Raw genomic sequence first — 25102 nt, 5'->3', positions numbered from 1 at the left:
AAAGGCCTGACAGACGTCTAGTCGCGTGTGTCGCTCGCCAACCGGGTTGCCATGAAGTGCAGCATCGGAAACAGCAGTGCCCAGAGCAGTCCGATGCCGATCAGTGTCGGCAGTTGACCGTAAGGGAATTGCACCCCCGCCAGTTGTCCTCCCGCGTAATACGACAGTGGCCCGCCGATGGCGCCGAGCAAGCTGCCCAGCCACCAAGGGTTTGCGGTCCATTGCAGGCAATGGCGCAAGGTCGTTGCCAGTAGCGCCCACAAGATAATCAGCCAGGGCGGGATCAGCGGCGCGACATCGTTAAAGTCGAACACCCCGAGCCAGCGCAAGGAGCTGTCGACGGTCGTGCCCAGCAGTACGACGCTGAGGATCAGTCGACCTTCATCGGCCCAGCGACTTATCCACAGCAGATGAATGACCAATGCCGCCAGCGCCACAAATAACCACAAGCTGTTGCCGCCCACTACGCAAGCAAACCAGCCGATTTGGAACAGCGCAGCATTGCCCAGGCGTTCAAGCATCGAAACGGCCGAGTAGCGGGGCGGTCATTGCTGAAGGTTTGGCCAGCAGCAATTGCGCGGTGCCGATGGTGCGCTCCAGGAAGCCGCCTTCGCAGTAGCACAGGTAAAACTCCCACAGCCGCAAGAAATAGTCGTCATAGCCCAATTCACTCAAGCGACCCTGGGCACGCCGAAAATTCTCGTGCCACAAGCGCAGCGTCCGGGCGTAGTGCAGCCCGAAATCCTCCATGTGCAGCAGGTTCATGTCGGTGTCGCGGCTGACGATCTCCAGCATCTTTTGCACACAGGGCAGGGCACCGCCGGGGAAGATGTAGCGCTGAATGAAATCGACGTTGACCTTGGCTTGTTCGTAGCGCTGGTCACGGATGGTGATGGCCTGCAACAGCATCAAGCCGTTGCTCTTGAGCAGGTGCGCGCATTGCTTGAAGTAAGTCGGCAGAAAGCGATGGCCCACGGCTTCGATCATCTCGATCGACACCAGTTTGTCGTACTGCCCGGTGAGATCGCGGTAGTCCTCGAGCAACAGCGTGACCTGATCTTGCAACCCTAGGGCTTCGATTCGTTGGGCGGTAAAGGCGTACTGCTCTTTCGAAAGCGTGGTGGTGGTGACTTTGCAGCCGTAATTTTGCGCCGCGTAAAGCGCCATGCTGCCCCAGCCTGTGCCGATTTCCAGCAAGTGATCAGTCGGTTTCAGGGCAAGCTTCTGGCAGATCCGTTCCAGTTTGTTCAGTTGTGCCTGTTCGAGGGTGTCCTCGTCGGTCATGAACTGCGCGGCGGAATACATCATGGTCGGGTCGAGAAACTGTTCGAACAGATCGTTGCCCAGGTCGTAATGCGCGGCGATGTTTTTCTGCGAGCCTTTGCGGGTGTTGCGATTGAGCCAGTGCAGCCCTTGAACGAATGGGCGGCCGAGTTTCGCCAAACCGCCTTCCAGTGCATCCAGCACTTCAAGGTTGCTGACGAACACTCGGACCACCGCTGTCAGGTCCGGCGAACTCCAGTAACCATGGATGAAGGCCTCGCCCGCGCCAATCGAACCGTTACTCGCCACCAGCCCCCAGGCCGCGGCGTCAAGGATATGGATCTCCCCCACCAAGTGACTGCCTGCGGTGCCGAAAACGTGACGTTCGCCGTCTTCTACGACAACCAATTGCCCGTGTTGGAGTTGCGCCAGTTGCCGCAAGACACCTCGACGCAGCAGCGTTCCGGTCAGGCCGTTGGTACTGAACAGGGTGGCCTTGGCCGACAGGCTAGAGGATTTCATGGCGGCGATCCTTGGGCGGAATGGTGGCGGTTCGAAAGCTGCCATCGGCAACTTTATGAGCAAAAATTGGTGCGCGCTTGAGTAACAGGCGCAGGGCCTGCCAATAGATCGCCAGACAAGTTTTTGCCGTCATCCACGGAAAACGACGCAGATAACGGTGCAGGCTGGCGCGATCCAGCGTTTCGCGTTTCAGGTTGAGGGTGGCGTCGAAGAGTTTCAGTTCGCCCTGCCAGTCGGCCATGTGCACGCCGAGTTTTTTCGCGGCGGGGCTGAAGCTCATGCGGTACTCGAGATCGCGCGGCAAAAACGGCGACACGTGAAACGCCTTGGCCACGGCGAAATGCTGATGGAAATCGCCCAGGTCTTCCGGCGCCTTTGCCGGCAACACGTAGTGGTAATGCTCACGCCACGGCGTGTTGGTGACTTCGCAGAGGATGGCCGCCAGTTGCCCGTCGGCTTCATGGCAATAGAAAAAACTCACCGGGTTGAACGACAGACCCCAGCTGCGGGCTTGGGTCAGCAGGCAGATCGAACCCTGCGGGACGTGTCCGATGGCCGCGCCGACTTGCTGGCGCACGGCATCGATCAGGCGCATGCCGCTGCCGGTAAAGGTTTTGAGGTAATCGCTTTCGCGAAATGAAAATGGTGCAAAACGGCTGCTGCCCGACCATGGCGACAAGCCGAGTACCGCGTCCTGTTCGTCGAGATCGAGGTACAGCAGGCCGATCCGGTAACGGAATTCGTGGCGCCTTGGGGCAAACCGCCGATGGGCGATCCAACCGCTGTAGAGAGCGCTGTTCACAGGGTTTCTCCAAACGTGCGGGCCACGCGCAGGGCGCTGACCACTCCGTCTTCATGGAAACCGTTGGCCCAGTAGGCGCCGCAATAAAACGTGTGTTGCGCGTCGATCAATTCTTCCCAGCGCGCTTGCGCCGCGACTGCCGCCAGGCTGTATTGCGGATGGGCGTAGGTGTATTTGGCGAGCACTTTGAACGGGTTGATGGCGGCGCTCTGGTTGAGGCTGACGCAGAAGGTGGTCTCGCTCTGTATCCCTTGCAGAATATTCATGTCGTAGGTCACGGCCGCCGACGTGTGGCCGGGACCGCCGAGGCGATAATTCCAGCTGGCCCAGGCGAGCTGGCGTTCCGGTAGCAGGCGCGTGTCGGTGTGCAACACCACTTCGTTGTCGGCGTAGGGCAGGGCACTGAGGATCGATTGTTCGGCGTCGCTTGGTGTGGCGAGCAATTTCAACGCCTGGTCGCTGTGGCAGGCGAACACCACTTTGTCGAAGCGCTCAATGCCGGCGGCGCTGTGGATAACGACGCCGTGCACGTCTCGATCGACGCGGGTTACCGGGCAATTCAGGCGGATTCGTTCACGGAACGAGGCGGTCAATGGTGCGACATAAGCACTTGACCCCCCCTCGATCACCCGCCATTGCGGGCGATTGCTGACGGACAGCAAACCGTGATTCTTGAAAAAACGGACGAATGATTGCAGCGGAAAACCCAGCATGTCGGCCATGGACATCGACCAGATTGCCGCGCCCATCGGCACGATGTAATGCAGGATGAAACGCTCGCCGTAGCCGTTGCTCTTCAGGTACTCATCCAGCGTGGTGTTGGCCTTTATCGTCTGCTCGTCGAGGTCGCGCAGGGCCTCTTTGTTGAAACGCAGAATGTCGCGAAGCATGCCCCAGAACCCGGGCGATAACAGGTTGCGACGTTGGGCGAACAGACTGTTGAGGTTGTTGCCGTTGTACTCAAGACCACTGTCCGGATCGGTGACGGAAAAACTCATTTCCGTTGGCTTGCTCGCGACGCCCAGTTGATCCAGCAGACGAATGAAATTCGGGTAGGTCCAGTCGTTGAACACAATAAAACCGGTGTCCACCTCAAAGCTTTCGCCATGGACGGTCACGTTCACGGTGTGGGTATGACCACCGATCCAGTCGCAGGCCTCGAACAGGGTGATCTCGTGATTGCGATTCAGCAAATACGCACTGGTCAGCCCCGAGATACCGCTGCCGATAATGGCGATGTTCACAGGACGTCCCTGATCGGCGGGTTGCTGCGCACCATGCGCTTGCCGATCGCCAATTTTACCCGGTTGGGCATTTTCGATAGCGGCCATAGGACGGCCATGAACAGCGCCGGAAATGCGATCTCGAGTGGGCGGTTCTTGAGCTTGCTGAAAATGTGTCGAGCGGCTTTATCCACAGGCCAGCTGAGGGGCATCGGGAAATCATTTTTTGCGGTCAGCGGCGTGTCGACGAAGCCTGGGCTGACGACGGTGACTTCAATGCCTTCCGGCGCCAGGTCAATGCGCAGGGACTCGAACAAATAACGCAGCCCCGCCTTCGACGCACCATAAGCTTCAGCCCTTGGCAGCGGCAGATACGTTACCGAACTGGCGACACCCACCAGATGCGGCGCGGTGCCGCGTCGCAGCAGGGGCAGCGCGGCTTCTATGCAGTAGGCACTGGCGAGCAGGTTGGTGCGCACCACGTGTTCGACAATTGAAGCATCAAACTTCTGAGTGTCGACATACTCACAGGTGCCAGCGTTAAGAATCACCGTGTCCAGTGAGCCCCAGTCTTCGGCAATCTGCTCACCGATTTCGCGCACTCGCTGGCTGTTCGTCAGGTCGCCTGCCACCACCATCACTTGCCCCGGATAACGCTGGGACAAGACTTTCAAGGGCGGCAACGACCGAGAACTGGCGGCCAGGTGAGCACCGGTCTTTAGAATTTCTTCGGCCAGCGCCGCGCCAATGCCACTGCTGGCGCCGGTCAACCAGTATCGCCGTGGAGGTGTAAGGCTCATCCCATTCTCCTTTTCAGCCAGGCAATCGCCCGGCCCAATACCGGTAAATGTTCATAAAGCAGTGCCCCCGCGTCGAAGTAGTCCCGGTGGCGATAAACCTTGTCGCGCCAAAGCAAGTGCGAGCAGCCGTCGACACGGATCAATCGACCGCCGGCCAGTCGTGGGTGGCGGTAACTCATGACCCAGCGCAGATAACCTTCACCTTCGCCGATCTGGTCGAAGCCGTGAAAATCGAAACGCAGTTCACTGACGTTGGCGTAGAGTTCGGCAAAGTAAGTGCGCAAGTGCCCAAGCCCCTGTACTTCGTGCAGCGGGTCGGTGAAATGCACGTCGTCGGTATAGAGCGCAGCGAGGCGGTGCAAATTGTCTTTGTCCAGGTCCGCGAACTGCCGGGCAAAGTGGCGCAGGAAACTACTCATGACCACCCCCGGCCTGTTGTCGCGTCGGCAGATTTTTGAACGCGGCCAATGCTCGCTGGCGCGAGGTGCTCAGGTTGACGATGGGCGACGGATAGTCCGCCACGCCGAACAGGCCGCCCAGGTTCGCCGGGTTATGCACGTCTTTTTTGTTCAGTCCGGCCAGTTCCGGCAGCCAGTGCTTGATGAACACACCTTCGGCGTCGAATTTCTCCGACTGACTCAGCGGGTTGAAAATCCGAAAGTAAGGCGCGGAGTCAGTGCCTGTGGACGAGCTCCATTGCCAGCCGCCGTTGTTCGCCGCGAGGTCGCCGTCGATCAGATGCCGCATGAAAAAACGCTCGCCTTCGCGCCAGTCGATCAGCAGGTTTTTGGTCAGGAACATCGCCACCACCATGCGCAAGCGGTTGTGCATCCAGCCGGTGTCGAGCAATTGGCGCATGGCAGCGTCGATGATCGGCAGGCCGGTGCGGGCTTCTTGCCAGGCCAACAGTTCTTCCGGTGCATCACGCCAGGCGAGCGCTTCGGTTTCCGGGCGGAAGGCACGGTGGCGCGAGACCCGTGGGTAGCCCACCAGGATGTGTTTGTAGAACTCGCGCCACAGCAGTTCGTTGATCCAGGTGACAGCGCCGACCTTGCCGCTTTCAAATTCGCCCTGATTGCTTTGCACCGCAGCGTGCAGGCACTGCCGAGGGGAAATCACTCCGGCAGCCAGATACGCCGAGAGCTGGCTGGTGCCGGGTTTCGCCGGGAAGTCGCGTTCGTTTTTGTAGTAGTCGATTTGGCTGTCGGCGAAGGTGTCGAGACGGCGCAGGGCTTCGGCTTCACCGGCTGGCCAGAGGGCACGCAATCGATCGCTGGGCGTTTCGAAGCCTTCGACGGTTGAAGGGACTGTGTCGCTGTCGATATCGAGCCGCACCTGAACGCCGGGTTTGCGCACCAGGCTTGGCAATGAACTGCGCAGGCGGTCATAGCAGACTTTACGGAACTGACTGAAGACCTGGAACCAGGTGCCGGTCTTGGTCAGCACGGTGCCAGGCTTGAACAGCAACTGATCGAGGTGGCTGTGAAAATCTACGCCGTTGCTTTTCAGCGTTTCGGCTACCGCCGCATCGCGACGGGTTTCGTGAATGCCGTATTCCTCGTTGACGTGCACCGTGTCGATCTTCAATTGCTGACACAGTTCGAGCAGAACGTTCGGTGCCTCATCCCAGCGCGGTGCGCTGCGGATCAGCAGGGGTATGTTCAGTTCATCCAGCGCGCGGCTTAGCTCGCTCAAGTTGCGCAGCCAGAAGTCCACTTTGCACGGCGCGTCATCGTGCTCCAGCCACTGCTCCGGGCTTAGTACATACGCGGCCACCGTCGGACCGCGGGCTGCAGCAGCCGAGAGGGCGGTGTTGTCGTGTAGGCGCAAGTCGCTGCGCAGCCAGATCAATTGCATGGTGGTGTCCGCTGAAAACGTTAAATGAGCCCGCGCTGAACCAGTTCCTGATGCGCCGATAACGGATCTTCGGCCAGGAGCAAATCAGTGATCTCGGAAGTTCTTACGGACAACTCGGCGTAATGGATGCATACCGTTGGTCCGGCAATCATTTTTGGGCAACTGACACCATTCAAAAGTTTCGGCAGCTGCGACAGATTCATGGCTTTGCTGGAATACATCAGTACGCCGCGAGCTTGCAGGTGATCGATTGCCAGCGCGAGTTCGCCGGCGGGAAGTGGCCAGTCGAACACCTCCACCGGGCAATCGGAACTGCTGATCAGCCAGGCGGTGAGCCACAGCTGAGGTTCCAGCGGCAGGTCCGAGAGGTTGATCAACAGCAGCGGCGCGGCGCGCAACTGGCGATTGTTATGGTAGATCCGGGCGCCAAATTTGCTGCGCAACCAGGAGTAGAAAAACACCCGCTCCATCTGCGCGCCGAACTGGCCTTGCCAGCGTTGCTCGAGTTCCGTCAGCAAGGGCATCAGCAACTGTTCGCACAAGGTCCGTGGCGGGTACAGCGCCATGGCCTGGTTGACGGTGTCGTCCAGGGTGCGTTCGTTCAGTTGACTGACGGCATGCAGTAATGTGTGGCGCAGCACCTGCCAATCGTTTTCAACGGACTCGGTAAAGGCCTGTGGCGTATCGAGCAGTTGCTTGACCTGGCTGACGGCGACGCCGCGATTGAGCCAGGTGAGGATGGTCAGGATCCGTTGCACATGTTCGGCACTGAACAGCCGATGGCCCTTGGGCGTGCGTTGCGGCACGATCAGGCCATAACGCCGTTCCCAGGCGCGCAATGTGACGGCGTTGACGCCAGTCTGCCGGGCCACTTCACGGATCGGCAGCCAGCCCTCGTCGAGGGCTTTCTTGAAGTCGGCGCCGAGGTCTTCGCTGGCACTGGTGTCGAGTGGGATTTTCATCAGATCGCGTTTCGCAGGCTGAGGTTTTCCGGATGCGGTTGCAGGTAAACCTGCTGCGCGATGTACGGGTCCGGGTGTTGACGGAAGTAATGTTTGAGCAATGTCAGCGGCACCACCAGCGGCACGATGCCTTGGCGGTACTGACCGATGACGTGCTGCACTTCCTGTTTATCTTCAGCGCTGATGACCTGCTTGAGGTAACCGCTGAGGTGCTGCAAGACGTTGGTGTGCGTGCGGCGTGTGGCGCATTTTTTCAGAGCGGCCATCAGCTCGCTGAAATAACGCGGGCCGAGTTCATCGGCATCGGTCTGGCCCATGTTGCCCAGCAAATTGCCCAGGGTTTTGTATTGCACCGGGTTATGGGCCATCAGCAGGTATTTGTAGCGAGCGTGAAATTCGGTAAGGCCACGACGAGTCAGGCCTTCTTGCCGTAATTGCTGCCAGGCGCTGTAGGCAAATACCCGAGTCAGGAAGTTTTCCCGCAGTACCGGGTCGTTGAGGCGGCCGTCTTCTTCCACAGGTAAATCCGGATGTTGCGCGCAGAAAGCCCGGGCGTAGATGCCACGGCCACCGCCATCCACTGGCGCGCCGTTGGCGTGGTAGACCTTGACCCGTTCCAGGCCGCACGAAGGGGATTTCTGCATGAAAATGTAGCCGCAAATATCCGCCAGTTCTGCCGCCATTTTCTGACCGTATTCGGCGAGCGGTTGGGTGACGTTGATCGCAGGGTTGACCGTGCCGACCGCCTCGGGTTGTTCGGGGTCGCCTACCAGGCGGATCGGCTCTCGGGGAATGCCGAGGCCGATGGCGACTTCCGGACAGACCGGAACGAAATCGAAGTAGCCAGTGAGGGTCCGACTGCACAGCCGCGACTCTTTGTGCCCGCCGTTGTAGCGCACCTCTTCCCCCATCAGACAGGCGCTGATAGCGATTTTCGGTTTTGCGGCGGCGTTGGGCATCGGAGCACCTCGAATCTAAACCTGTACAGAAAAATTATTCTGTACAACATTCTTCCATCATAGATTCAAAGGTGTACAAGTCAAATCGTTTGTATAGGTTTTTGAACGTTGATCCCTGTAGGAGCTGCCGAAGGCTGCGATCTTTTGATCTTGATCTTGTTCTTTTCTGAAGCAGATGAAGATAAAGATCAAAAGATCGCAGCCTGCGGCAGCTCCTACATCCAGCCCATTTGCCAGAGAGAATTGTCGCGCAAGGATTGCCAGGTGAAACGTTCGCTGCGTTTTGTCAGCACTGCCTGCAACTCGACTTCCAGCACCGTGCCTTCCTCGTCGCGGAACAGTTCAGTGACCAAAAAATGTTTCTCGCGATTTTGCGGGTGGGCTGCTGTCCATTTCGACAGCAGCAATTTGCTCGGGTTGATGCGGTTCATTGCAGGTGCGCATGCAGTCGGCGGGCCGCTTCCTGGCCACTGAGCCAGGCGCCTTCGACCCGGCCGGAAAGGCACCAGTCACCACACACGTAAAGGCCCAGGTCGGCATCGGCCAGCACGCCCCATTCGTGGCTGCTGGCGGGCCGGGCGTAGAGCCAGCGATGAGCGAGGCTGAAGGTCGGGGCGGGCATGGAGCCGTGCAACAGTTCGGCGAATGCGCCGTGCAGCTGCTCGATCACGGCTTCCTTGGGCAGGTCGATGTGTTGCCGGCTCCAGGCGCTGGTGGCGTGCAACACCCAGGTGTCCATCTTGTTATCGCGTCCCGGTTTGCTGCGATTGCGAGCCAGCCAGTCGAGGGGGCTGTCCTGTACGAAGCAGCCTTCCATGGGCGTATCCAGCGGTGTGTCGAAGGCCAGTGCGACCGCCCAGGTCGGGTCCATTTTCACCCCGGCAGCGGCACCGGCGAGTTTCGGCGCGGAGGCCAGCAGGGCGGTTGCTTGAGGGGCTGGCGTCGCAATCACGACATGACTGAACGGACCATGGGTGAAGCCCTCGGCATCCTGCAGGTGCCAGTGTTCTTCACCGCGGTAGACCTCGGTGATCCGGCAGGCGAAATGCACTTCAAGGTCGCCGAGCAGTCCGCGAGTGATGGCGCTCATGCGGGGAGTTCCGACCCAGCGAGTCTGTTCGTCCGGCGACAGGTTGAGTTGACCGCCGTGGTAGGTGTAGAGCTGCGGCGTCCATTCGGCGACCCAGCCGTTGGATTGCCAACGCTGGACTTCAGTGACGAAGCGGCGATCACGGGCGGTGAAATATTGCGCCCCCATGTCCAGCGCGCCGGCATCGCTGCGCTTGCTGGACATGCGGCCGCCGCTGCCGCGGCTTTTATCGAAAAGTTGAACGACATGCCCGGTCTCGGTAAGCGCCTGGGCGGCTGAAAGCCCGGCGATGCCGGTGCCGATGATTGCGATAGGTACAGTCATAGGGGCCTCGTTTACCTTTCTGTACAGACTACGCCGTGGTTAAAACCTGTACAATATTGTTTTTTGGTATAACTTTTAACGTTCTGGTTCTGACAGCTTGGCCTATTGTTATTCACAGAGACTGCCCGATACCGAAGATCCCTGCTTATAAAAATAGACTAGTGATCAGGGTAAAACGCCACGCGAGGAAGAAGTCATGCACATATTGCTGACCGGCGGTACTGGTTTGATAGGACGTCAGCTCTGCCGACTCTGGTTGAGTCAAGGCCATAACCTGACAGTCTGGAGTCGCAAGCCTGGCAATGTCGCGAAACGTTGTGGCACCCAGGTGCGTGGCATTGCCCGACTCGAGGAACTCGGTCAGGACCCGGTCGATGCAATTATCAACCTGGCGGGCGCACCGATTGCCGACCGACCCTGGACGTCCCGGCGCAAAGCGTTGCTCTGGAGCAGTCGGATCGCCCTGACTGAAACGCTGCTGGCCTGGCTCGAAACCCGTGAGCAGAAGCCCCCGGTGTTGATCTCGGGCTCTGCCATTGGCTGGTATGGCGATGGTGGCGAGCGGGAACTGACTGAAGAATCCCCGCCCGTGATCGACGATTTCGCCAGTCAGTTGTGCATTGCCTGGGAGGAAACGGCCCAGCGTGCCGAAGCGTTGGGCATGCGTGTCATCCTGATTCGCACCGGGTTGGTGTTGTCCGCCGAGGGCGGCTTTTTGTCGCGGCTGCTGCTGCCGTTCAAACTGGGACTGGGCGGGCCTATCGGCAATGGTCGGCAATGGATGCCTTGGATTCATATCAAGGATCAAATCGCCTTGATTGATTTTCTTCTGCATCATCAAGGCGCCAGCGGTCCTTATAATGCCTGCGCGCCTAAACCGGTGCGCAATCGCGAGTTTGCCAAGACGTTGGGCAGCGTGTTGCATCGCCCGGCGTTCATGCCCATGCCGGCCCTGGCCTTGAAGGTGGGCCTGGGCGAATTGTCATTGCTGTTGCTGGGCGGCCAAAAAGCCATTCCGGCTCGCTTGCTGGAAGCGGGTTTCACTTTCCAGTTCACTGATCTGCGCGCGGCTCTGGACGACTTGTCCAGCCGCCTTTGAAATAGGAAGTTGCATGACCGATCACGCGTTGCTTCTGGTCAACCTGGGTTCACCTGCCTCCACGTCGGTGGCGGATGTGCGCAGCTACCTCAATCAATTTCTGATGGACCCGTATGTCATCGACCTTTCATGGCCGGTGCGGCGTTTGCTGGTCTCGCTGATCCTGATCAAGCGTCCGCAGCAGTCAGCCCACGCCTACGCCTCGATCTGGTGGAAGGAGGGCTCGCCACTGGTGGTGCTCAGCCGTCGCCTGCAACAGGCCATGACCGCCGAATGGACTCAAGGCCCGGTAGAGTTGGCGATGCGTTACGGCGAGCCGTCGATTGAATCGAAGCTGCTGCAACTGGCGAGTCAGGGCTGCAAAAAAATCACTCTTGCGCCGCTTTATCCACAGTTCGCCGACAGCACCGTGACCACGGTGATCGAGGAAGCCAGGCGAGTGGTGCGGGAGAAGAAGCTCGACATGCAGTTCTCGATTCTTGAGCCGTTCTACGATCAGCCGGAATACCTCGATGCGTTGGTGGCCAGCGCCAAGCCTTATCTGGAGCAGGATTTTGATCACCTGCTGCTCAGCTTTCATGGCTTGCCGGAGCGGCACCTGAAAAAGCTCAATCCGGGGCACTGTTTCGAAGGGGGCGGCGATTGCTGCGCCAGTGCGCCGCCGCAGGTGCTTGCAACCTGTTATCGCGCCCAGTGCCTGCGTACAGCGGCGCAATTTGCCAAGCGCATGGGGTTGCCGGATGGCAAATGGTCCGTGTCGTTTCAGTCACGGCTGGGCCGCGCGAAATGGATCGAACCCTACACCGAAGCGCGCCTGGATGAATTGGCAGGAGTGGGTGTGAAGAAGGTGCTGGTCATGTGCCCGGCGTTCGTCGCCGATTGCATCGAGACGCTTGAGGAAATCGGTGATCGTGGGAAGGAACTGTTCCGCGAAGCGGGAGGGGATGAGTTGGTGCTGGTGCCGTGTCTCAACGATGATCCGCAATGGGCGCGGGCGTTGGCAACCTTGTGCGAAAGAGCGCCGTTGGCGCTTTAAAGGCTTCGCGGGCAAGCCTCGCTCCTACATGGAATTCATTGTCCTTGTAGGAGCGAGGCTTGCCCGCGAAGGCAATCTAAAGGCTGGCCTACAACAGCGGCTCATCCGCCTTCTTGTGCTTCCAGCTGTCATTGCCCGGCAGCAACAGGTTCAGCGCAATCGCCACCACCGCGCACAACGCGATGCCCTTGAGGCCGAAATCGTCCGGACCTGTACCGGTGCCGACCAGAACGCCGCCAATCCCGAACACCAGTGTTACCGACACAATCACCAGGTTGCGCGCTTCGCCCAGGTCGATCTTGTGGCGAATCAGCGTGTTCATCCCCACGGCAGCAATCGATCCGAACAACAGGCACAGAATCCCGCCCATCACCGGCACCGGGATGCTTTGCAGCAGCGCGCCGAACTTGCCGACGAACGCCAGGCTGATAGCGAAGATCGCCGCCCAGGTCATGATTTTCGGGTTGTAGTTCTTGGTCAACATCACCGCGCCCGTGACTTCGGCGTAAGTGGTGTTGGGCGGACCGCCAAACAGGCCGGCTGCGGTGGTGGCAATGCCATCGCCGAGCAGCGTGCGGTGCAAGCCGGGTTTCTTCAGGTAATCGCGGCCGGTCACGCTACCCACGGCAATCACACCGCCGATGTGCTCGATGGCCGGAGCCAACGCGACAGGAACGATGAACAGGATCGCCTGCCAGTTGAATTCCGGTGCCGTGAAGTGCGGAATGGCGAACCACGGGGCCGCGGCGATCTTCGCGGTGTCGACCACGCCGAAGTAGAACGCCATCGCAAAGCCAACCAGTACCCCGGAGATTATCGGGACCAGGCGGAAAATGCCTTTGCCAAACACCGCGACAATCAGTGTGGTCAGCAGCGCGGGCATCGAGATCAACATCGCTGTCTGATAATGAATCAGCTCAGAACCGTCGCCAGCCTTGCCCATCGCCATGTTGGCAGCGATCGGCGCCATGGCCAGGCCGATGGAGATGATCACCGGACCAATCACCACCGGTGGCAGCAAGCGGTCGATAAAACCGGTGCCTTTGATCTTCACGGCCAGGCCGAGGAAGGTGTAGACAAACCCGGCCGCCATCACGCCGCCCATGGTCGCCGCCAGGCCGAACTGGCCCTTGGCGAGAATGATCGGGGTGATGAAGGCGAAGCTCGATGCCAGGAACACCGGCACCTGACGCCCGGTGACGATCTGGAACAGAATCGTCCCCAGGCCAGCCGTGAACAGCGCCACGTTCGGGTCGAGGCCGGTAATCAGCGGCATCAACACCAGCGCGCCAAACGCCACGAACAGCATCTGGGCGCCGGACAGCACCGTGCGCCAGAGCGGATCGTTAAACTCTTGCTGCATGGTCACGCGTCCTTCTGCTTGGTGCCGAAGATCTTGTCACCGGCATCGCCAAGGCCTGGGATGATGTAACCGTGTTCGTTCAGTTTCTCGTCGATGGAAGCGGTGTAGATGGTCACGTCCGGGTGAGCCTTCCCTACGGCGGCGATGCCTTCCGGCGCGGCCACCAGCACCATCGCGCGGATGTCGCGGCAACCGGCTTTTTTCAGCAGGTCGATGGTGGCGACCATGGAGCTGCCGGTGGCGAGCATGGGGTCGATGATCATCGCCAGGCGTTCGTTGATTTCCGGAACCAGTTTTTCCAGGTACGTATGGGCTTGCAGGGTTTGTTCGTTGCGGGCTACGCCCACGGCGCTGACCTTGGCGCCCGGGATCAGGCTCAGCACGCCTTCGAGCATACCGATGCCGGCACGCAGGATCGGTACTACAGTAATTTTCTTGCCGGCGATTTTCTCGACCGACACGGTGCCGGCCCAACCTTCGATATCGTAGGTTTCCAGCGGCAGGTCTTTGGTGGCTTCATAGGTCAGCAGGGCGCCGACTTCCTGAGCGAGCTCACGGAAATTCTTGGTGCTGATGTCTGCGCGGCGCATCAGGCCAAGTTTATGACGGATCAGCGGATGGCGGATCTCGAGGATGGGCATGGGAAAGGCTCCGGCGGCGGGCAAAAAAACCGGCTTAGATTAATCTATCCGAGGGTGTTGTCCTATAGACATAGAGTACGTTAGTCCACAAACGCTTGATCTGGCCTCGCTTGATGCGTACCTTTGCCCGCTTTTCCTAACCGTCCCTCCCCCTCAAACCCCCTGGAGAGCGCCATGTCCGCTGATCTCGAGCATATCCGTCAAATCATGCGAGAGGCTGACTGCCTGTACACCGAAGCTGAAGTCGAGGCGGCCATCGCCCGCGTCGGTGCGCACATCAACGAACAAATGGCGGACACTAATCCAGTGGTGTTCTGTGTGATGAACGGTGGCCTGATTTTCGCCGGCAAGCTGCTCACCCATCTGCACTTCCCGCTGGAGGCGTCCTATCTGCACGCCACTCGTTATCGCAATGAAACCAGCGGCGGCGACCTGTTCTGGAAAGCCAAGCCGGAAGTGTCGTTCATCGACCGAGACGTGCTGATCATCGACGACATCCTCGACGAAGGTCACACCTTGGGTGCGATCATCGACTTCTGCAAACACGCCGGCGCGCGCAAAGTGCACACCGCCGTGCTGATCGACAAGGATCACGACCGCAAGGCTCGCCCGGACCTGAAAGCCGATTTCGTCGGCCTGCCGTGCATCGACCGTTACATCTTCGGTTATGGCATGGACTACAAAGGCTACTGGCGTAACGCCAACGGGATTTTTGCCGTTAAAGGCATGTAAGCCCCGCCACATCAAAAGATCGCAGCCTGCGGCAGCTCCTACAGGAGTTGGGTCCACCAATTTTTTCCGGTGTGGCGCGGCCTCTGTAGGAGCTGCCGCAGGCTGCGATCTTTTGCTTTTGAACCCATGTTAGAGTGCCCGGCCCCGCCCTCCGGAGCCTGTCATGAGCCTTTTGATCCGCAGCTGCGCCGCCCTGTTGCTGACTCTCAGCCTACCCCTGGCGGCCGCCCCGGCGCCGATGCACGCGCAATTTCTGCCTCCGGATGACCTGACCCTGCGTGACGCCGAGCCTGAGCAACAACAGCTGTTGCAGGTCACCGAATACGCTGTGGTGGTTGGCAGCCAGCGCCAGTCCAACCAACAGCCGATTCCGGTCACGTCACCGTTGCTGATCCGACTCAAGGGCAAATCCTTGAACAAAGGTGCAACCATCAACCAGGTGCTGGTCTACTTCGACGGCGAAAGCAAAAGCCTGAAAAAGCCGATCTACGATGACAAAAGTAAAACCCTGACGCTTTATTACCCGATGGTCCAATACCGGGTGGTGATTGATTTATTGCGCAACGACACGGTGTATTGCCAGTTCCTCAGCTACGCCAACGGCCATATCTGGGCCGATCTGCACACAGGCGGCACTCGTCCGCGTTGAGCCCTGTGCCCGGTGAGGGGTAAACTGCCCGCCCCGTGAAATGTCTGCGAGCTGGAGTCGGCAATGCGTAAAGATAAGAAGCAAGTGATTGGTGACGAGATCGGCGATGAGCAGATCAAGTTGTTCCTCGATTTCGAGCCGGTCGACGCTACTTCGCCGTCCCTGCACAAACTGATCAAGGCCTACCGTGGTCTGCGTATCGATGATTTCGAGCGTTTTCTGACGTTCTTCGTCGAAGCCGGTTTTGACCTGGACGGCAAGGATGAGCACGGCAACGATTTTGTCGCGGTGATCAAGGATCAGCGCAATGCGGCCGAGTACATCGAGTTGATCGCGAAGGCTCGCGGTTAAGATCAAAAGATAAGATCAAAAGATCGCAGCCTTCGGCAGCTCCTACAGGGAATTGTGAACACCTGTAGGAGCTGCCGCAGGCTGCGATCTTTTAAACGGCACAAAAAAACGCCCCGCTCTCAATGAGAACGGGGCGTTTTTTATGCGGATGAATCAAGCGTAGCTTTCGGTTTCGCTGCTTGCTTCAACCAGTTCCAGCGCGATGTTGTTCTGCGCGTTGATCTTGCGATACAGCGCAGCATCGGTTTCCAGAACCTTTTCCCGAGCCGGGAAGATTTCTGCCAGTTTGGCAGCCCACTCGCCGGAAGCTTTGGCCGGGAAGCATTTTTCGATCAGCTCAAGCATGATCGAAACGGTTACCGAAGCGCCTGGGGATGCGCCAAGCAGGGCGGCAAGAGAACCGTCCTTGGACGCAACCAGTTCGGTACCGAACTGCAGGACGCCGCCCTTTTTCGGGTCTTTCTTGATGATCTGCACCCGTTGGCCAGCCACTTCCAGGCGCCAGTCTTCGGCTTTCGCCTCAGGGTAGAAACGACGCAGCGAGTCCAGGCGTTGTTCCATCGACTGCATCACTTCGCTGACCAGGTACTTGGTCAAGTCCATGTTGTTTTTCGCCACGGCCAGCATCGGGCCGATGTTGCCGGCGCGAACCGACATCGGCAGGTCCATGAAGGAACCGTGCTTGAGGAACTTGGTGGTGAAACCGGCATAAGGTCCGAACAGCAGGGATTTCTTGCCATCGACGACGCGGGTATCCAGGTGCGGCACCGACATCGGTGGCGAACCCACGGCGGCCTGGCTGTAGACCTTGGCCTGGTGGTGCTTGACCACTTCCGGGTTGTCGCAACGCAGCCACTGGCCACTGATCGGGAAGCCGCCGAAGCCTTTGCTTTCTTCGATGCCCGACGCCTGCAGCAGCGGTAACGCCGCGCCGCCAGCACCGAGGAAGACGAACTTGGCGTCGACTTCACGGGTGTTGCCGCTGTTCACGTCCTTGATGCTGACGGTCCAGCCGCCATTGTTACGCTTGAGGCCGGTGACGCGCTTGCAGTACTTGACCTGGGCATCGGGTGCGCTGGTCAGGTGCTTGAGCAATTGGTTGGTCAGGGCGCCGAAGTTGACGTCGGTGCCGTTCATCACGCGGGTTGCAGCGACCACTTCGTCAGCCGGACGGCCAGGCATCATCAATGGCATCCAGTCCGCCATTTTTGCCTTGTCTTCGGTGTATTCCATGTCCGCGAAGGCGTGGTGCTTGCTCAGCACCTTGAAGCGCTCCTTGAGGAAGGACACACCGCTGTCGTTCTGCACGAAGCTCAGGTGTGGGACCGGGCTGATGAACGATTTGCACGAGCCGAACGTGCCTTTCTTGGTCAGGTACGACCAGAACTGCTTCGACACCTCGAACTGGGTGTTGATGTGCACGGCTTTCTTGATGTCGACGGTGCCGTCGGCGGCCTGCGGCGTGTAATTGAGCTCACACAGCCCGGCGTGACCGGTACCGGCGTTGTTCCACGGGTTCGAACTCTCCGCGGCACCGGAATCCATCAGCTCGACGACTTCCAGCTTGATCGCGGGGTCGAGCTCTTTGAGCAGTACAGCGAGGGTGGCACTCATGATGCCGGCCCCAACGAGTACTACGTCGACTGCTTCGTTATGCGCCATTTAACGCGTCTCCAAAATCTGCAGCACCAAATTGTCGGCATGGCTGCCAGGCGTTCCGGGGCGTGTCAGTGATGCCCCTGGTACCCATGGCAGTGTCGCCATGTCCGAATCTTCGCAATTTTTCGCAACTTCGACGGACGCTGCCGGCCGGGTCTAAAAGAGTTACATGAACTCACTTCAACGTGCGGCTGGCAATTCGACTTATGGTCGATACATCCGTTTGTGCAACCAAATCCGTAGCGGACAGGCTTCAGGCTCCGGTGTTCGAGGAATACTCGGTCCTGTGTCGTTGGGCTGTTTCAGACGCTAATGGTGCATGTTCAGACGCAAAACTATTCATTTGCTCGCCACACTCTTGTGAAGTTGTGAAAACCCGTTTTTTTCACGCTCTTTTGAAGACGTGAACCTCAAAAAAGGGCTGTCCCAGCCTGGCACCGTACCCGGATGGATTGCCGTCATGGGATACATGACAGGCAAAACGGGCAAACAGCTCAGTGACCGAGCGTAATGACAGCTCTGCAGATTCGCGAAAAGTGGGTTTTTGCTAAAGGAACAGCAAGCGCGCCAGCTTCACTCGATCTGTGTGGGCGGCTCTCTGTGGGCGGTGCGGGGTGCCAATACCGAGGCATTGACGATGCTGCGAGGCCCGATCAGGAGACGTCCTTATAATCGGGGGGAGATTGTATCTAAGAAACGTAGAGAAATGGGCGTGTTTAATGACTTTTATTAGGCTTCTGGTCAGGTGGTTAACAGATGTTGCACTCGCGCACGTGGCTGGCGCTGGCTGACACGGGCGCTCGGGGGCAGGGGATGGTGCAGCCAGTTGAGGCGGATTTCTTCGATTTCGACCCAGCCATCGCCCATCGGCTGGAGGCTGCACTGCTTGAAAGCCTGGCAGTGACCATTGCGGTCGAGCAGGGCGAAGCAGCGATGCAACGGGCGTGGCGCGAACAGCGAGATGAGGTAGCGCATGGCAAAGTACCGTGTGGGGTGACTGCTGTGGAGGTTGCCAGCGAGCCGTGACGTGCACGTGTATAGGCGGTGACAGATGTGTGACAGGAACCGCGGTCTGCAGGGTTTGTCAGAGATTTCAGTAATCGCATCGAGACGCTAGTTCGCGACGATGGCCCACCGCTATACTGCCGGCCTGTTTGTGCCTGATTCTGGAGAGAAAAGCATGTTGCAACGCCTGTTGTTCGGTTTGATCACTGTGACCAGTTTGACTCTGGTCGGCTGCGCCCACAGCCCGCAACAACTGAACCCGGAACCGAAGCTGACCACTCAGCTGGCACCGGTTGGCCATGGCCAGCAAGTGGTGGTGCGTGTGGTGGACGGTCGTCCGTCGCCAACCCTGGGCACGCGTGGTGGCCTGTATCCGGAGACCAGCGCGATTACCGTGCAGGGCGCGCAGGTTCTGCCGAAGTTGCAGGCTCAGGCCGAAGCGGCCGTGCGTTTGCTGGGTTTTACACCGGTCACCAATGGCATGAATGCGCCACAGTTGACCGTGACCCTGGCCGAGCTGAAGTATCAGTCGCCTAAAGAAGGCATGTATGTGACGGAAGCGACCATCGGCGCGACGTTCCGCTCTGATGTACAGAATGCCAATCGTCGTTACAGCGGTCGTTACGGTGCGTCCCTGGATCAGCGTTTTGGTATGGCGCCAAATCAGGAAACCAACACCAAGCTGGTCAGTGATGTGTTGAGCGATGCGTTGACGCGTCTGTTCAAGGATCCGACTGTTGGTCAGATCCTCGGCGAATAAACTTCGCTGAGTGCAAAAAGCCCGGCGCCAGCAATGGCCCCGGGCTTTTTCATGCCTGCCGACATTTCGTTCCCCCCTGTAGGAGCTGCCGAAGGCTGCGATCTTTTGATCTTGCTTTTAATAAGACAAGATCAAAAGATCGCAGCCTTCGGCAGCTCCTACAGGGGTGTCAGGGGTGTCAGGGGTGTTGGCGGTGTCAGCGGTGTCAGGCGGCTTCGGAGTAGAAATCCAGCACGCTCACGCCCGTCAGCAAATCAGTCTCAGGCAAATCCGCGTGTTGATGCCCGCCCAGCGCGCAATACACCAGCCAATGGCGGTCCTGAACGTTGAAGGCGAGACTTCCGACGAGGTTCTGTTGTTCGTCGCTTTGGGCGATGAGGTAGAGGCGATCCTGGTTTTCGGCGTGCAGCATGACGGGCTCCGTGCGGGTTTTGAGGAGCGCAGACTGGCGTATTCAGATGACGGTGCCGTGACGCAGGACAGGAATCTGCCCGATGGTTCGTTATTTGTCGTAAAGCAGAGGGCAAGAAGGAAGGCTTTCGGTAGAATCCGCGCCGCGGTCGTCGGTCCGGCGTCTGCCACACGTGTTTTGCTTGAGGTCCGTGATGTCGCTGCATTTGATGACGCTGTTTACCGCCCATCCCGCCAAACTGATCAACCTGCTGGCGTTGTTGTTTGCGTTCCCGGGGAGCTGGTTGCTGCACGCCACGCGTCGCCGCGAACAGCGCGCGTTGGCCAGCCTGGACGCGCAAACCCAGAGCCGTCGTATCGATGAGCCATCCTTGACGCTGGATGGCGCGACCTTGCGCATGAACCGGTTTTTCTATCGATTCGGTTTAGCTTGCCTGGCCGTGGCGCTGGTCGTTTCGTGGATTAGCACCCGCGTCTGAACGGTCAATGTAGCAGCTGGCGCAGCCTGCGTTCGGCGGCGTAGCCGTCGTAAATCCTGAGTTCACGGTTTATCTGAAGGATCGCGGCGAATGATTTCGCGACGGCTACGCCGCCGAACGCAGGCTGCGCCAGCTGCTACATGGCGTGTGTCGCTATTGAAAACACTGCATCGATCGGGCAAACATAAACGGCGCCGAAGGCGCCGTTGTCGTATCCGGAACAAAACCTTACAACGCCAACCCTGCTTTCACCCGGTACTGATTCCTCACCGGCGTCGCATATTGCAGCACCAGGAACGGACGATGTTCCTCCGGACAAGCTTCCAGCCGCTGCTGCCACTGCTCCTGGGCCTTGGCCAGTTCGTCGGCCGGGAACACCTCGGCGGCTTTTGGCACCTGCAATTGCGGGTCGGCATCCTTCCACTGCGCGTAGGCCAGGTAATGCACCGGGAACAGGCGGTAGCCGCCGAGAATCTGCCGGTCCATCTCTATCGCCAACAACTTGGTGTCGTCGAACAGTTCGGTAATCGGAGCGGCGAAGTTCACGTGAACGCGGCCCTTGTAGCCGGTGATGCCCTTGGCGATGCTCACGTCATCCTCGCCCGGCACTTTGGTGTAGCTGCCGGTGGTGGCGCGGATGAACAGCTCGCGGGCCTTGGCCTGGTCGCACGGGTCGTACTCGTAGCTGATCGACACCGGGGTGACGTTCAGCGAGCGGATGACTTCGCCGAACGGCTCATCCTTGCGGCTCATGTGGAACATCTTGAGGATGGCCGACTCGGTGCGGTCGTCGCCGTCCTTGGCTCGGCCTTCGGCCTGGGCGATCCAGATCGATGCGCAATCGTTGCGGATCGAGTGGTTGATGTACGCCGACAGCAATTGATAAGCGGCCATTTTCTCGCGGCGACCGGTGATCGAACGGTGCACGATAAAGCTCTTGTTCAGGCGCATCAGGTCGCTGACAAAGGGCTTTTGCAGCAGGTTGTCGCCGATCGCGATGCGCGGTGTCGGCAGGCCAGCGTGGTACACGGCGTAGTTGACGAAGGCCGGGTCCATCACGATGTCGCGGTGGTTGGCGATGAACAGGTAGGCGCTACCGGACTTGAACTGCTCGACGCCGGTGTAGGTCACCCCATCCGTGGCGCGCTCGATGGTGTGGTCGACGTACATCTCGACTTTGTCCTGCAACGTCGCCACCGAAGTGACGCCGGCGAACTCACGGCGCAGCCGATGAGCTATAAGAGGTTTGAGCGCCCAGCCGAACGCACCGGCAAAGCGCGGGAAGCGGAAGTGGATGAGGATATCTAGAAACGCCTTGTCGCCGAGCAGTCGGTCCAGCACTGCTGGGACTTCGCTGTCGTCGTAAGGTCGGATGGCATCGAATTCGCCCATCATGCTCTCTTGTTAGAAACGGCTAGGGTAAGTAAAGGTTTTGATCGAAAACCGACGGGGCACGGTCTGAAAAGGTAGCCAGACAAAAATAGCCCTGCAAATAGACCGGCGATTATACGCACAAGTCACCTGGGAGACCGCGATGCTGGAAACCGAGCGCTACGAATGTCCGTATTGTGGTGAAGAGGCGGAGGCCGTCCTCGATTTGTCCGGCGGAGACCAGACCTATATCGAGGACTGTCCGGTGTGTTGTCGCCCGATTACGTTTGTGCTCCAGACCGACGGTCAGGAATGGTTGCTCGAAGTTCACAGCGAAAACGAATGAAAGGGGCATCCCATGCAGCGAATCTACGAGCCGGAAAACCTGATGGAGGGCGAGTTGCTGCAAAGCATGTTGGCCAGCGAAGGTATTGAGGCGCACTTGGTCGGCCGCGACTTGCTCGGTGGCACCGGCGAATTGCCGATCTTTGGCCTTTTGGGATTGTCGGTGGATAACGACCAGGCGCAATACGCGCGGGAGTTGATCACCGCGTACAATGCCGCGCTGCCGCTGCCCGGTGATGAACCGGAGAGCTTTCCCGGCACGCTGGTCTGTTAGGCTGGCGTTCGTTTTATCAAGAGTCGTGCTGCCCCATGTGTGGACGTTATGCCCTGTTTCGCTGGAACCCCGCCTTCGCGGCCCTGCCTGGCTTCCCCGCCGATCAGCAGGCCCAGTGGAATATTTCCCCCAACGATTCGGTGTTGATGCTGCGTGCAGGCGTCGATGGTCAGCGTGAGCTGGCCCGGGCGCGCTGGGGATTGACGCCACCGTGGCTGACCGATCTGTCCCGTACGCCGGCCCATGCCCGTGCCGAAACCGTTGCCGAACAACCGATGTTTCGTCAGGCGTTGCGCGAGCGCCGTTGCCTGCTGCCGGCCAACGGCTTTTATGAATGGCGCGGTACGACACGCAAGCGTCCGTATTGGCTGACACCCGGGGAGGGCTCGGCGCTGTATTTCGCGGCGATCTGGGAAGCTTATCCAGTGCAAGAGCAGGTGTGGCTGAGTACGGCAGTGATTACGCTGCCGGCGGCGAGTCAGCGTCGGCCGTTGATTCTGGATGCGGCGGGTCAGGAGACGTGGCTGAATCCCGAAACACCGTTGCATGAGTTGCAGGCATTGCTGGCCAGCGAACCCGCCGCGTTGCGCGAGCGGGTGTTGGCGAATCTGGTGAATGATCCGAAGCTGAATGCGCCGGAGTGTTTGACCCCGGGTTGAGTGGCGTATTGGAAAAGATCGCAGCCTTCGGCAGCTCCTACATGGGATCGGCGTACACCCTGTAGGAGCTGCCGAAGGCTGCGATCTTTTGATCTTGCCCTTAAACGCTAAACTTTGAACTGATTGATCAACCGCCGCTGCTGCTCTGCCAACTTGGTCAGATCCGCACTCGCCGCACTCGATTCATCCGCGCCGCCCGCCACTTCATTCGCCACTTGCCCGATGTTGATCACATTACGGTTGATGTCATCCGCTACCGCACTCTGCTCCTCGGCCGCGCTGGCAATTTGCGTGTTCATGTCGTTGATCACCGACACCGCCTGGGTAATGGTTTCCAGCGCTTCAGCCGCTTTCGCCGCATGTTGCACGCTTTCGTCCGTACGGTGTTGACTGTCCTCCATCACCCGCACCACATCACGCGTGCCTTGTTGCAAATGCTGGATCATGGCCTGGATTTCTTCAGTGGCCTTCTGGGTTTTCTGCGCCAGGTTGCGCACCTCATCGGCCACCACCGCAAAGCCACGGCCCTGTTCACCGGCGCGTGCCGCTTCGATGGCCGCGTTCAAGGCCAGCAGGTTGGTCTGCTCGGCAATCCCGCGAATGGCGGTGAGGATCGCATTGATGTTCTCGCTGTCCTTGGCCAGGGTCTGCACCACGCCGACGGCCTTACCGATTTCAATCGCCAGCACGCCAATTGAGTTCGACGTATCCCGCACGATCTGCTTGCCCTGTGCCGCTGCCTGATCGGCATGGCTGGCGGCTTGCGCGGCCTGGGTCGCATTGCGCGCCACGTCCTGCGCGGTGGCGGTCATTTCATGTACCGCAGTGGCGACCTGATCGATCTCGGCCATTTGTTTCTGCACGCCGATGTTGGTGCGGATGGCAATGTCCGCCGTGTGTTCCGACGAATCGCTGACACTCTGCACCGAAGTCACGACTTGAGTGATCATCGCCTGCAACTTGGCCAGGAAGGTGTTGAAGCCTTTAGCGATCGAGCCCAGTTCGTCGGCGCGATCGCTGGTCAGGCGACGCGTGAGGTCGCCTTCACCTTTGGCAATGTCATCCAGCATCGCGACCATCTGTTTGAGCGGCCGGGCAATGCCGTGGCCGACCAACCAAATCACCAGCAAGCCGATTCCCGCGATCAACAAGCCGACCATGGCCATGCCGAAGGTGTCCGACTTGCGCTGGGTGTTCAGGTCGCCCTGAAGTTTTTGCAGGTCGGCCATCACCGCGTTCAGTGGCAGTTGCAGCATCAGGGTCCAGCGGGCGTCGGTCTGGCCGATGCCGAACGGCAGGTACAATTCGATCCGGCCTTGGGCCTTGTCGACGGTGTAGGTGACTTCGCCGCGCTTGAGATTGGCCATGTTGGCGATCTGCTGGCTGTCGAGGATGTCGCTGACTTTCTCGCCGAATTTGCTCGGGTCCTTGGTGTAGGCAACGATCCGGCCATTGCCCCCGATCAGGGCCATGACGCCTGAGCCGCTGTAGAGTTTCTGGTTCGCCCCCAGCAGCATTTCCTGGATGAAGTTCACCGACAGGTCTGCGCCGACAATGCCCTGGAAGGCGCCGTTGAGCATGATCGGTTCAATAAAGGAGGCGAGCATGACGATCTTGTCGCCGACCTTGTAGGGCGCCGGATCGATCACGCAGGATTTTTTGGTTTCTTTGGAGCACAAGTAGTACTCGCTGGCGCGTACGCCGGTGGACAGGGTTTTCTGGTCGTCGACATCCACCAGTTTGTCCAGGCCCAGGCTGCCGTCTTCGTTGCGGAACCACCACGGCAGGAAGCGGCCGTTGCTGGCGTCGATACCGGCCACTTTGGTGTCGACGTAGGCCGCATCGTTGTGGTCGAGCGCGTTTTTTTCCCAGCCTATATAAGTGCCGAGGATTTTCGGGTTCTTGGCGACGTTTTCCTTGATCAGGTTGATCAACTGCTCACGGCTGAGGCTCAGCTGCGGTTGACCATCGGCGCCAGGGGTGCCGATCAATGCGTTGACCCGCACCAGTCCGCCGGCAATCAGCAGGGGGGCCTCGAGCTCGCGCTGGATCTGGCTGACCTGGGTTTGCGCCAGGGAGGTCAGGCGTTGTTCGATGACTTGCTCGAATTGTGCCTGGGTCCGTTCCTGGACCATTTCTTGAGTCCTGGCGCCGGAAAATAGCGCGTACAGCACCAAGGCCGCCACGACGCTAAGAACGATGGCGCCGGCAAGGGCCGCCACGGAAAACTGGATCGACTTGAATTTCATGGGTGCTCCGCACGCAAGAGGACGTCTGCGGAGGTGTATCGGCAGGGGGAGCGAAGCCCATGAGCGGGGGCGGGTGAATTGGCTGTTTTGCGGTGGTTGATGTCGCAAACGAATCACTGGAGGCCGTTATCGACCGTGGTGCGCAGCCTTATGTGAATATTTTCCTGCAGTGGCGAGGGCTTTGTCTGAAATGTGCGTCTTCGGGGCGGTTGTATCT

At 59.2% G+C, this 25102-nt stretch carries 28 protein-coding genes; 10 read left to right on the top strand and 18 right to left on the bottom strand.

Annotated features, from left to right (window positions below; all coding sequences use genetic code 11):
• Positions 1-17: 17 nt before the first annotated feature.
• The 11 genes from ACA052_RS24295 to ACA052_RS24245 form a co-directional block, all read right to left on the bottom strand.
• Positions 18-521, bottom strand: coding sequence for a DUF2878 domain-containing protein (locus ACA052_RS24295; protein ID WP_497647138.1), 504 nt, complete (start codon positions 519-521; stop codon positions 18-20).
• Complete coding sequence (locus ACA052_RS24290) at positions 514-1785, bottom strand: class I SAM-dependent methyltransferase (protein ID WP_497647137.1); 1272 nt, start codon at positions 1783-1785, stop codon at positions 514-516. The genes ACA052_RS24295 and ACA052_RS24290 overlap by 8 nt, the downstream gene beginning before the upstream one ends.
• Positions 1772-2587 (bottom strand): DUF1365 domain-containing protein, encoded by an 816-nt coding sequence (locus tag ACA052_RS24285; RefSeq protein WP_497647136.1) that lies wholly within the window; start codon positions 2585-2587, stop codon positions 1772-1774. The genes ACA052_RS24290 and ACA052_RS24285 overlap by 14 nt, the downstream gene beginning before the upstream one ends.
• A complete protein-coding gene (locus tag ACA052_RS24280; RefSeq protein ID WP_497647135.1) occupies positions 2584-3831 on the bottom strand; it encodes an NAD(P)/FAD-dependent oxidoreductase in 1248 nt (415 codons plus the stop codon). The genes ACA052_RS24285 and ACA052_RS24280 overlap by 4 nt, the downstream gene beginning before the upstream one ends.
• Positions 3828-4610, bottom strand: a complete 783-nt coding sequence (locus tag ACA052_RS24275; protein ID WP_497647134.1) for an SDR family NAD(P)-dependent oxidoreductase — start codon at positions 4608-4610, stop codon at positions 3828-3830. Before ACA052_RS24275 ends, ACA052_RS24280 begins: the two co-directional genes overlap by 4 nt.
• On the bottom strand, positions 4607-5029 hold the full coding sequence (locus ACA052_RS24270; RefSeq protein ID WP_497647133.1) for a nuclear transport factor 2 family protein: 423 nt from the start codon (positions 5027-5029) through the stop codon (positions 4607-4609). The genes ACA052_RS24275 and ACA052_RS24270 overlap by 4 nt, the downstream gene beginning before the upstream one ends.
• Positions 5022-6467 (bottom strand): deoxyribodipyrimidine photo-lyase, encoded by a 1446-nt coding sequence (gene phrB, locus ACA052_RS24265; protein WP_497647132.1) that lies wholly within the window; start codon positions 6465-6467, stop codon positions 5022-5024. Before phrB ends, ACA052_RS24270 begins: the two co-directional genes overlap by 8 nt.
• A gap of 20 nt (positions 6468-6487) precedes the next feature.
• Positions 6488-7429: a MerR family transcriptional regulator gene (locus ACA052_RS24260; RefSeq protein WP_497647131.1), complete on the bottom strand. Its 942-nt coding sequence runs from the start codon at positions 7427-7429 to the stop codon at positions 6488-6490.
• Positions 7429-8388, bottom strand: coding sequence for a YbgA family protein (locus tag ACA052_RS24255; protein ID WP_497647130.1), 960 nt, complete (start codon positions 8386-8388; stop codon positions 7429-7431). Before ACA052_RS24255 ends, ACA052_RS24260 begins: the two co-directional genes overlap by 1 nt.
• Positions 8389-8603: 215 nt before the next feature.
• Positions 8604-8819 (bottom strand): TIGR02450 family Trp-rich protein, encoded by a 216-nt coding sequence (locus ACA052_RS24250; protein WP_497647129.1) that lies wholly within the window; start codon positions 8817-8819, stop codon positions 8604-8606.
• Entirely contained in the window at positions 8816-9802 is a 987-nt protein-coding gene (locus ACA052_RS24245; protein ID WP_497647128.1) for an NAD(P)/FAD-dependent oxidoreductase, read from the bottom strand. Before ACA052_RS24245 ends, ACA052_RS24250 begins: the two co-directional genes overlap by 4 nt.
• A gap of 196 nt (positions 9803-9998) precedes the next feature.
• On the opposite strand from ACA052_RS24245, the gene ACA052_RS24240 reads away from it, so the two are divergent.
• Both ACA052_RS24240 and hemH read left to right on the top strand, forming a co-directional pair.
• A complete protein-coding gene (locus tag ACA052_RS24240) occupies positions 9999-10901 on the top strand; it encodes a TIGR01777 family oxidoreductase (RefSeq protein WP_497647127.1) in 903 nt (300 codons plus the stop codon).
• A 13-nt stretch (positions 10902-10914) separates the two neighbouring features.
• Positions 10915-11937, top strand: a complete 1023-nt coding sequence (hemH, locus tag ACA052_RS24235) for a ferrochelatase (protein ID WP_497647126.1) — start codon at positions 10915-10917, stop codon at positions 11935-11937.
• 88 nt (positions 11938-12025) lie between these two features.
• Here hemH and ACA052_RS24230 read toward each other — a convergent pair whose 3' ends face one another.
• Entirely contained in the window at positions 12026-13300 is a 1275-nt protein-coding gene (locus ACA052_RS24230; protein ID WP_407011627.1) for a uracil-xanthine permease family protein, read from the bottom strand.
• 2 nt (positions 13301-13302) lie between these two features.
• Positions 13303-13941, bottom strand: a complete 639-nt coding sequence (gene upp / locus ACA052_RS24225) for a uracil phosphoribosyltransferase (protein ID WP_497647125.1) — start codon at positions 13939-13941, stop codon at positions 13303-13305.
• Positions 13942-14115: 174 nt separating this feature from the next.
• Here upp and ACA052_RS24220 point away from each other — a divergent pair, with 174 nt between their 5' ends.
• From ACA052_RS24220 to ACA052_RS24210, 3 genes are all read left to right on the top strand, one after another.
• Complete coding sequence (locus ACA052_RS24220) at positions 14116-14673, top strand: hypoxanthine-guanine phosphoribosyltransferase (protein ID WP_461988442.1); 558 nt, start codon at positions 14116-14118, stop codon at positions 14671-14673.
• Positions 14674-14836: 163 nt separating this feature from the next.
• Positions 14837-15322, top strand: a complete 486-nt coding sequence (locus ACA052_RS24215; protein WP_497647124.1) for a hypothetical protein — start codon at positions 14837-14839, stop codon at positions 15320-15322.
• Between the two features lie 63 nt (positions 15323-15385).
• Entirely contained in the window at positions 15386-15673 is a 288-nt protein-coding gene (locus ACA052_RS24210) for a PA4642 family protein (RefSeq protein ID WP_092278109.1), read from the top strand.
• Positions 15674-15826: 153 nt separating this feature from the next.
• Here the strand turns inward: ACA052_RS24210 and mqo are convergent, their stop codons facing one another.
• Both mqo and ACA052_RS24200 read right to left on the bottom strand, forming a co-directional pair.
• Positions 15827-17335, bottom strand: coding sequence for a malate dehydrogenase (quinone) (mqo, locus tag ACA052_RS24205; protein ID WP_497647123.1), 1509 nt, complete (start codon positions 17333-17335; stop codon positions 15827-15829).
• A 738-nt stretch (positions 17336-18073) separates the two neighbouring features.
• The gene (locus ACA052_RS24200; protein ID WP_403107194.1) at positions 18074-18307 is read right to left on the bottom strand and encodes a hypothetical protein; all 234 of its coding nucleotides are present in this window, start codon (positions 18305-18307) and stop codon (positions 18074-18076) included.
• Positions 18308-18512: 205 nt separating this feature from the next.
• Between ACA052_RS24200 and ACA052_RS24195 the strand changes: the two genes are divergently transcribed.
• Entirely contained in the window at positions 18513-19097 is a 585-nt protein-coding gene (locus ACA052_RS24195; RefSeq protein WP_497647122.1) for a YajG family lipoprotein, read from the top strand.
• A 205-nt stretch (positions 19098-19302) separates the two neighbouring features.
• Here ACA052_RS24195 and ACA052_RS24190 read toward each other — a convergent pair whose 3' ends face one another.
• Positions 19303-19509, bottom strand: a complete 207-nt coding sequence (locus tag ACA052_RS24190) for a hypothetical protein (protein ID WP_054045634.1) — start codon at positions 19507-19509, stop codon at positions 19303-19305.
• Between the two features lie 193 nt (positions 19510-19702).
• Between ACA052_RS24190 and ACA052_RS24185 the strand changes: the two genes are divergently transcribed.
• The gene (locus ACA052_RS24185) at positions 19703-19987 is read left to right on the top strand and encodes a hypothetical protein (RefSeq protein WP_497647121.1); all 285 of its coding nucleotides are present in this window, start codon (positions 19703-19705) and stop codon (positions 19985-19987) included.
• A gap of 228 nt (positions 19988-20215) precedes the next feature.
• Here ACA052_RS24185 and ACA052_RS24180 read toward each other — a convergent pair whose 3' ends face one another.
• On the bottom strand, positions 20216-21379 hold the full coding sequence (locus ACA052_RS24180; protein ID WP_497647120.1) for a 1-acyl-sn-glycerol-3-phosphate acyltransferase: 1164 nt from the start codon (positions 21377-21379) through the stop codon (positions 20216-20218).
• A gap of 142 nt (positions 21380-21521) precedes the next feature.
• On the opposite strand from ACA052_RS24180, the gene ACA052_RS24175 reads away from it, so the two are divergent.
• Genes ACA052_RS24175 through ACA052_RS24165 form a run of 3 tightly spaced genes read left to right on the top strand, consistent with a single transcriptional unit; the run spans position 21522 to position 22636 of the window.
• On the top strand, positions 21522-21704 hold the full coding sequence (locus tag ACA052_RS24175) for a CPXCG motif-containing cysteine-rich protein (RefSeq protein WP_008153387.1): 183 nt from the start codon (positions 21522-21524) through the stop codon (positions 21702-21704).
• A 12-nt stretch (positions 21705-21716) separates the two neighbouring features.
• Positions 21717-21977: a putative signal transducing protein gene (locus ACA052_RS24170; protein ID WP_059406176.1), complete on the top strand. Its 261-nt coding sequence runs from the start codon at positions 21717-21719 to the stop codon at positions 21975-21977.
• Positions 21978-22012: 35 nt separating this feature from the next.
• A complete protein-coding gene (locus ACA052_RS24165; RefSeq protein ID WP_497647119.1) occupies positions 22013-22636 on the top strand; it encodes an SOS response-associated peptidase in 624 nt (207 codons plus the stop codon).
• Between the two features lie 107 nt (positions 22637-22743).
• Here ACA052_RS24165 and ACA052_RS24160 read toward each other — a convergent pair whose 3' ends face one another.
• Positions 22744-24885, bottom strand: coding sequence for a methyl-accepting chemotaxis protein (locus ACA052_RS24160; protein ID WP_497647118.1), 2142 nt, complete (start codon positions 24883-24885; stop codon positions 22744-22746).
• Positions 24886-25102: the final 217 nt, after the last annotated feature.

The sequence above is a fragment of the Pseudomonas sp. LBUM1644 genome (assembly GCF_059716195.1).
Note: the sequence above shows the minus strand (reverse complement) of the source record. Positions and strands in the feature narration are given on the sequence as shown.

What these genes read in the sequence shown, in the direction of transcription:
- ACA052_RS24295 (WP_497647138.1), bottom strand. Translation starts at nt 521, where the DNA reads ATGCTTGAACGCCTGGGCAATGCTGCGCTGTTCCAAATCGGCTGGTTT.
- ACA052_RS24290 (WP_497647137.1), bottom strand. Translation starts at nt 1,785, where the DNA reads ATGAAATCCTCTAGCCTGTCGGCCAAGGCCACCCTGTTCAGTACCAAC.
- ACA052_RS24275 (WP_497647134.1), bottom strand. Translation starts at nt 4,610, where the DNA reads ATGAGCCTTACACCTCCACGGCGATACTGGTTGACCGGCGCCAGCAGT.
- ACA052_RS24270 (WP_497647133.1), bottom strand. Translation starts at nt 5,029, where the DNA reads ATGAGTAGTTTCCTGCGCCACTTTGCCCGGCAGTTCGCGGACCTGGAC.
- phrB (WP_497647132.1), bottom strand. Translation starts at nt 6,467, where the DNA reads ATGCAATTGATCTGGCTGCGCAGCGACTTGCGCCTACACGACAACACC.
- ACA052_RS24260 (WP_497647131.1), bottom strand. Translation starts at nt 7,429, where the DNA reads ATGAAAATCCCACTCGACACCAGTGCCAGCGAAGACCTCGGCGCCGAC.
- ACA052_RS24255 (WP_497647130.1), bottom strand. Translation starts at nt 8,388, where the DNA reads ATGCCCAACGCCGCCGCAAAACCGAAAATCGCTATCAGCGCCTGTCTG.
- ACA052_RS24250 (WP_497647129.1), bottom strand. Translation starts at nt 8,819, where the DNA reads ATGAACCGCATCAACCCGAGCAAATTGCTGCTGTCGAAATGGACAGCA.
- ACA052_RS24245 (WP_497647128.1), bottom strand. Translation starts at nt 9,802, where the DNA reads ATGACTGTACCTATCGCAATCATCGGCACCGGCATCGCCGGGCTTTCA.
- ACA052_RS24240 (WP_497647127.1), top strand. Translation starts at nt 9,999, where the DNA reads ATGCACATATTGCTGACCGGCGGTACTGGTTTGATAGGACGTCAGCTC.
- hemH (WP_497647126.1), top strand. Translation starts at nt 10,915, where the DNA reads ATGACCGATCACGCGTTGCTTCTGGTCAACCTGGGTTCACCTGCCTCC.
- ACA052_RS24230 (WP_407011627.1), bottom strand. Translation starts at nt 13,300, where the DNA reads ATGCAGCAAGAGTTTAACGATCCGCTCTGGCGCACGGTGCTGTCCGGC.
- upp (WP_497647125.1), bottom strand. Translation starts at nt 13,941, where the DNA reads ATGCCCATCCTCGAGATCCGCCATCCGCTGATCCGTCATAAACTTGGC.
- ACA052_RS24220 (WP_461988442.1), top strand. Translation starts at nt 14,116, where the DNA reads ATGTCCGCTGATCTCGAGCATATCCGTCAAATCATGCGAGAGGCTGAC.
- ACA052_RS24215 (WP_497647124.1), top strand. Translation starts at nt 14,837, where the DNA reads ATGAGCCTTTTGATCCGCAGCTGCGCCGCCCTGTTGCTGACTCTCAGC.
- ACA052_RS24210 (WP_092278109.1), top strand. Translation starts at nt 15,386, where the DNA reads ATGCGTAAAGATAAGAAGCAAGTGATTGGTGACGAGATCGGCGATGAG.
- mqo (WP_497647123.1), bottom strand. Translation starts at nt 17,335, where the DNA reads ATGGCGCATAACGAAGCAGTCGACGTAGTACTCGTTGGGGCCGGCATC.
- ACA052_RS24200 (WP_403107194.1), bottom strand. Translation starts at nt 18,307, where the DNA reads ATGCGCTACCTCATCTCGCTGTTCGCGCCACGCCCGTTGCATCGCTGC.
- ACA052_RS24195 (WP_497647122.1), top strand. Translation starts at nt 18,513, where the DNA reads ATGTTGCAACGCCTGTTGTTCGGTTTGATCACTGTGACCAGTTTGACT.
- ACA052_RS24190 (WP_054045634.1), bottom strand. Translation starts at nt 19,509, where the DNA reads ATGCTGCACGCCGAAAACCAGGATCGCCTCTACCTCATCGCCCAAAGC.
- ACA052_RS24185 (WP_497647121.1), top strand. Translation starts at nt 19,703, where the DNA reads ATGTCGCTGCATTTGATGACGCTGTTTACCGCCCATCCCGCCAAACTG.
- ACA052_RS24180 (WP_497647120.1), bottom strand. Translation starts at nt 21,379, where the DNA reads ATGGGCGAATTCGATGCCATCCGACCTTACGACGACAGCGAAGTCCCA.
- ACA052_RS24175 (WP_008153387.1), top strand. Translation starts at nt 21,522, where the DNA reads ATGCTGGAAACCGAGCGCTACGAATGTCCGTATTGTGGTGAAGAGGCG.
- ACA052_RS24170 (WP_059406176.1), top strand. Translation starts at nt 21,717, where the DNA reads ATGCAGCGAATCTACGAGCCGGAAAACCTGATGGAGGGCGAGTTGCTG.
- ACA052_RS24165 (WP_497647119.1), top strand. Translation starts at nt 22,013, where the DNA reads ATGTGTGGACGTTATGCCCTGTTTCGCTGGAACCCCGCCTTCGCGGCC.
- ACA052_RS24160 (WP_497647118.1), bottom strand. Translation starts at nt 24,885, where the DNA reads ATGAAATTCAAGTCGATCCAGTTTTCCGTGGCGGCCCTTGCCGGCGCC.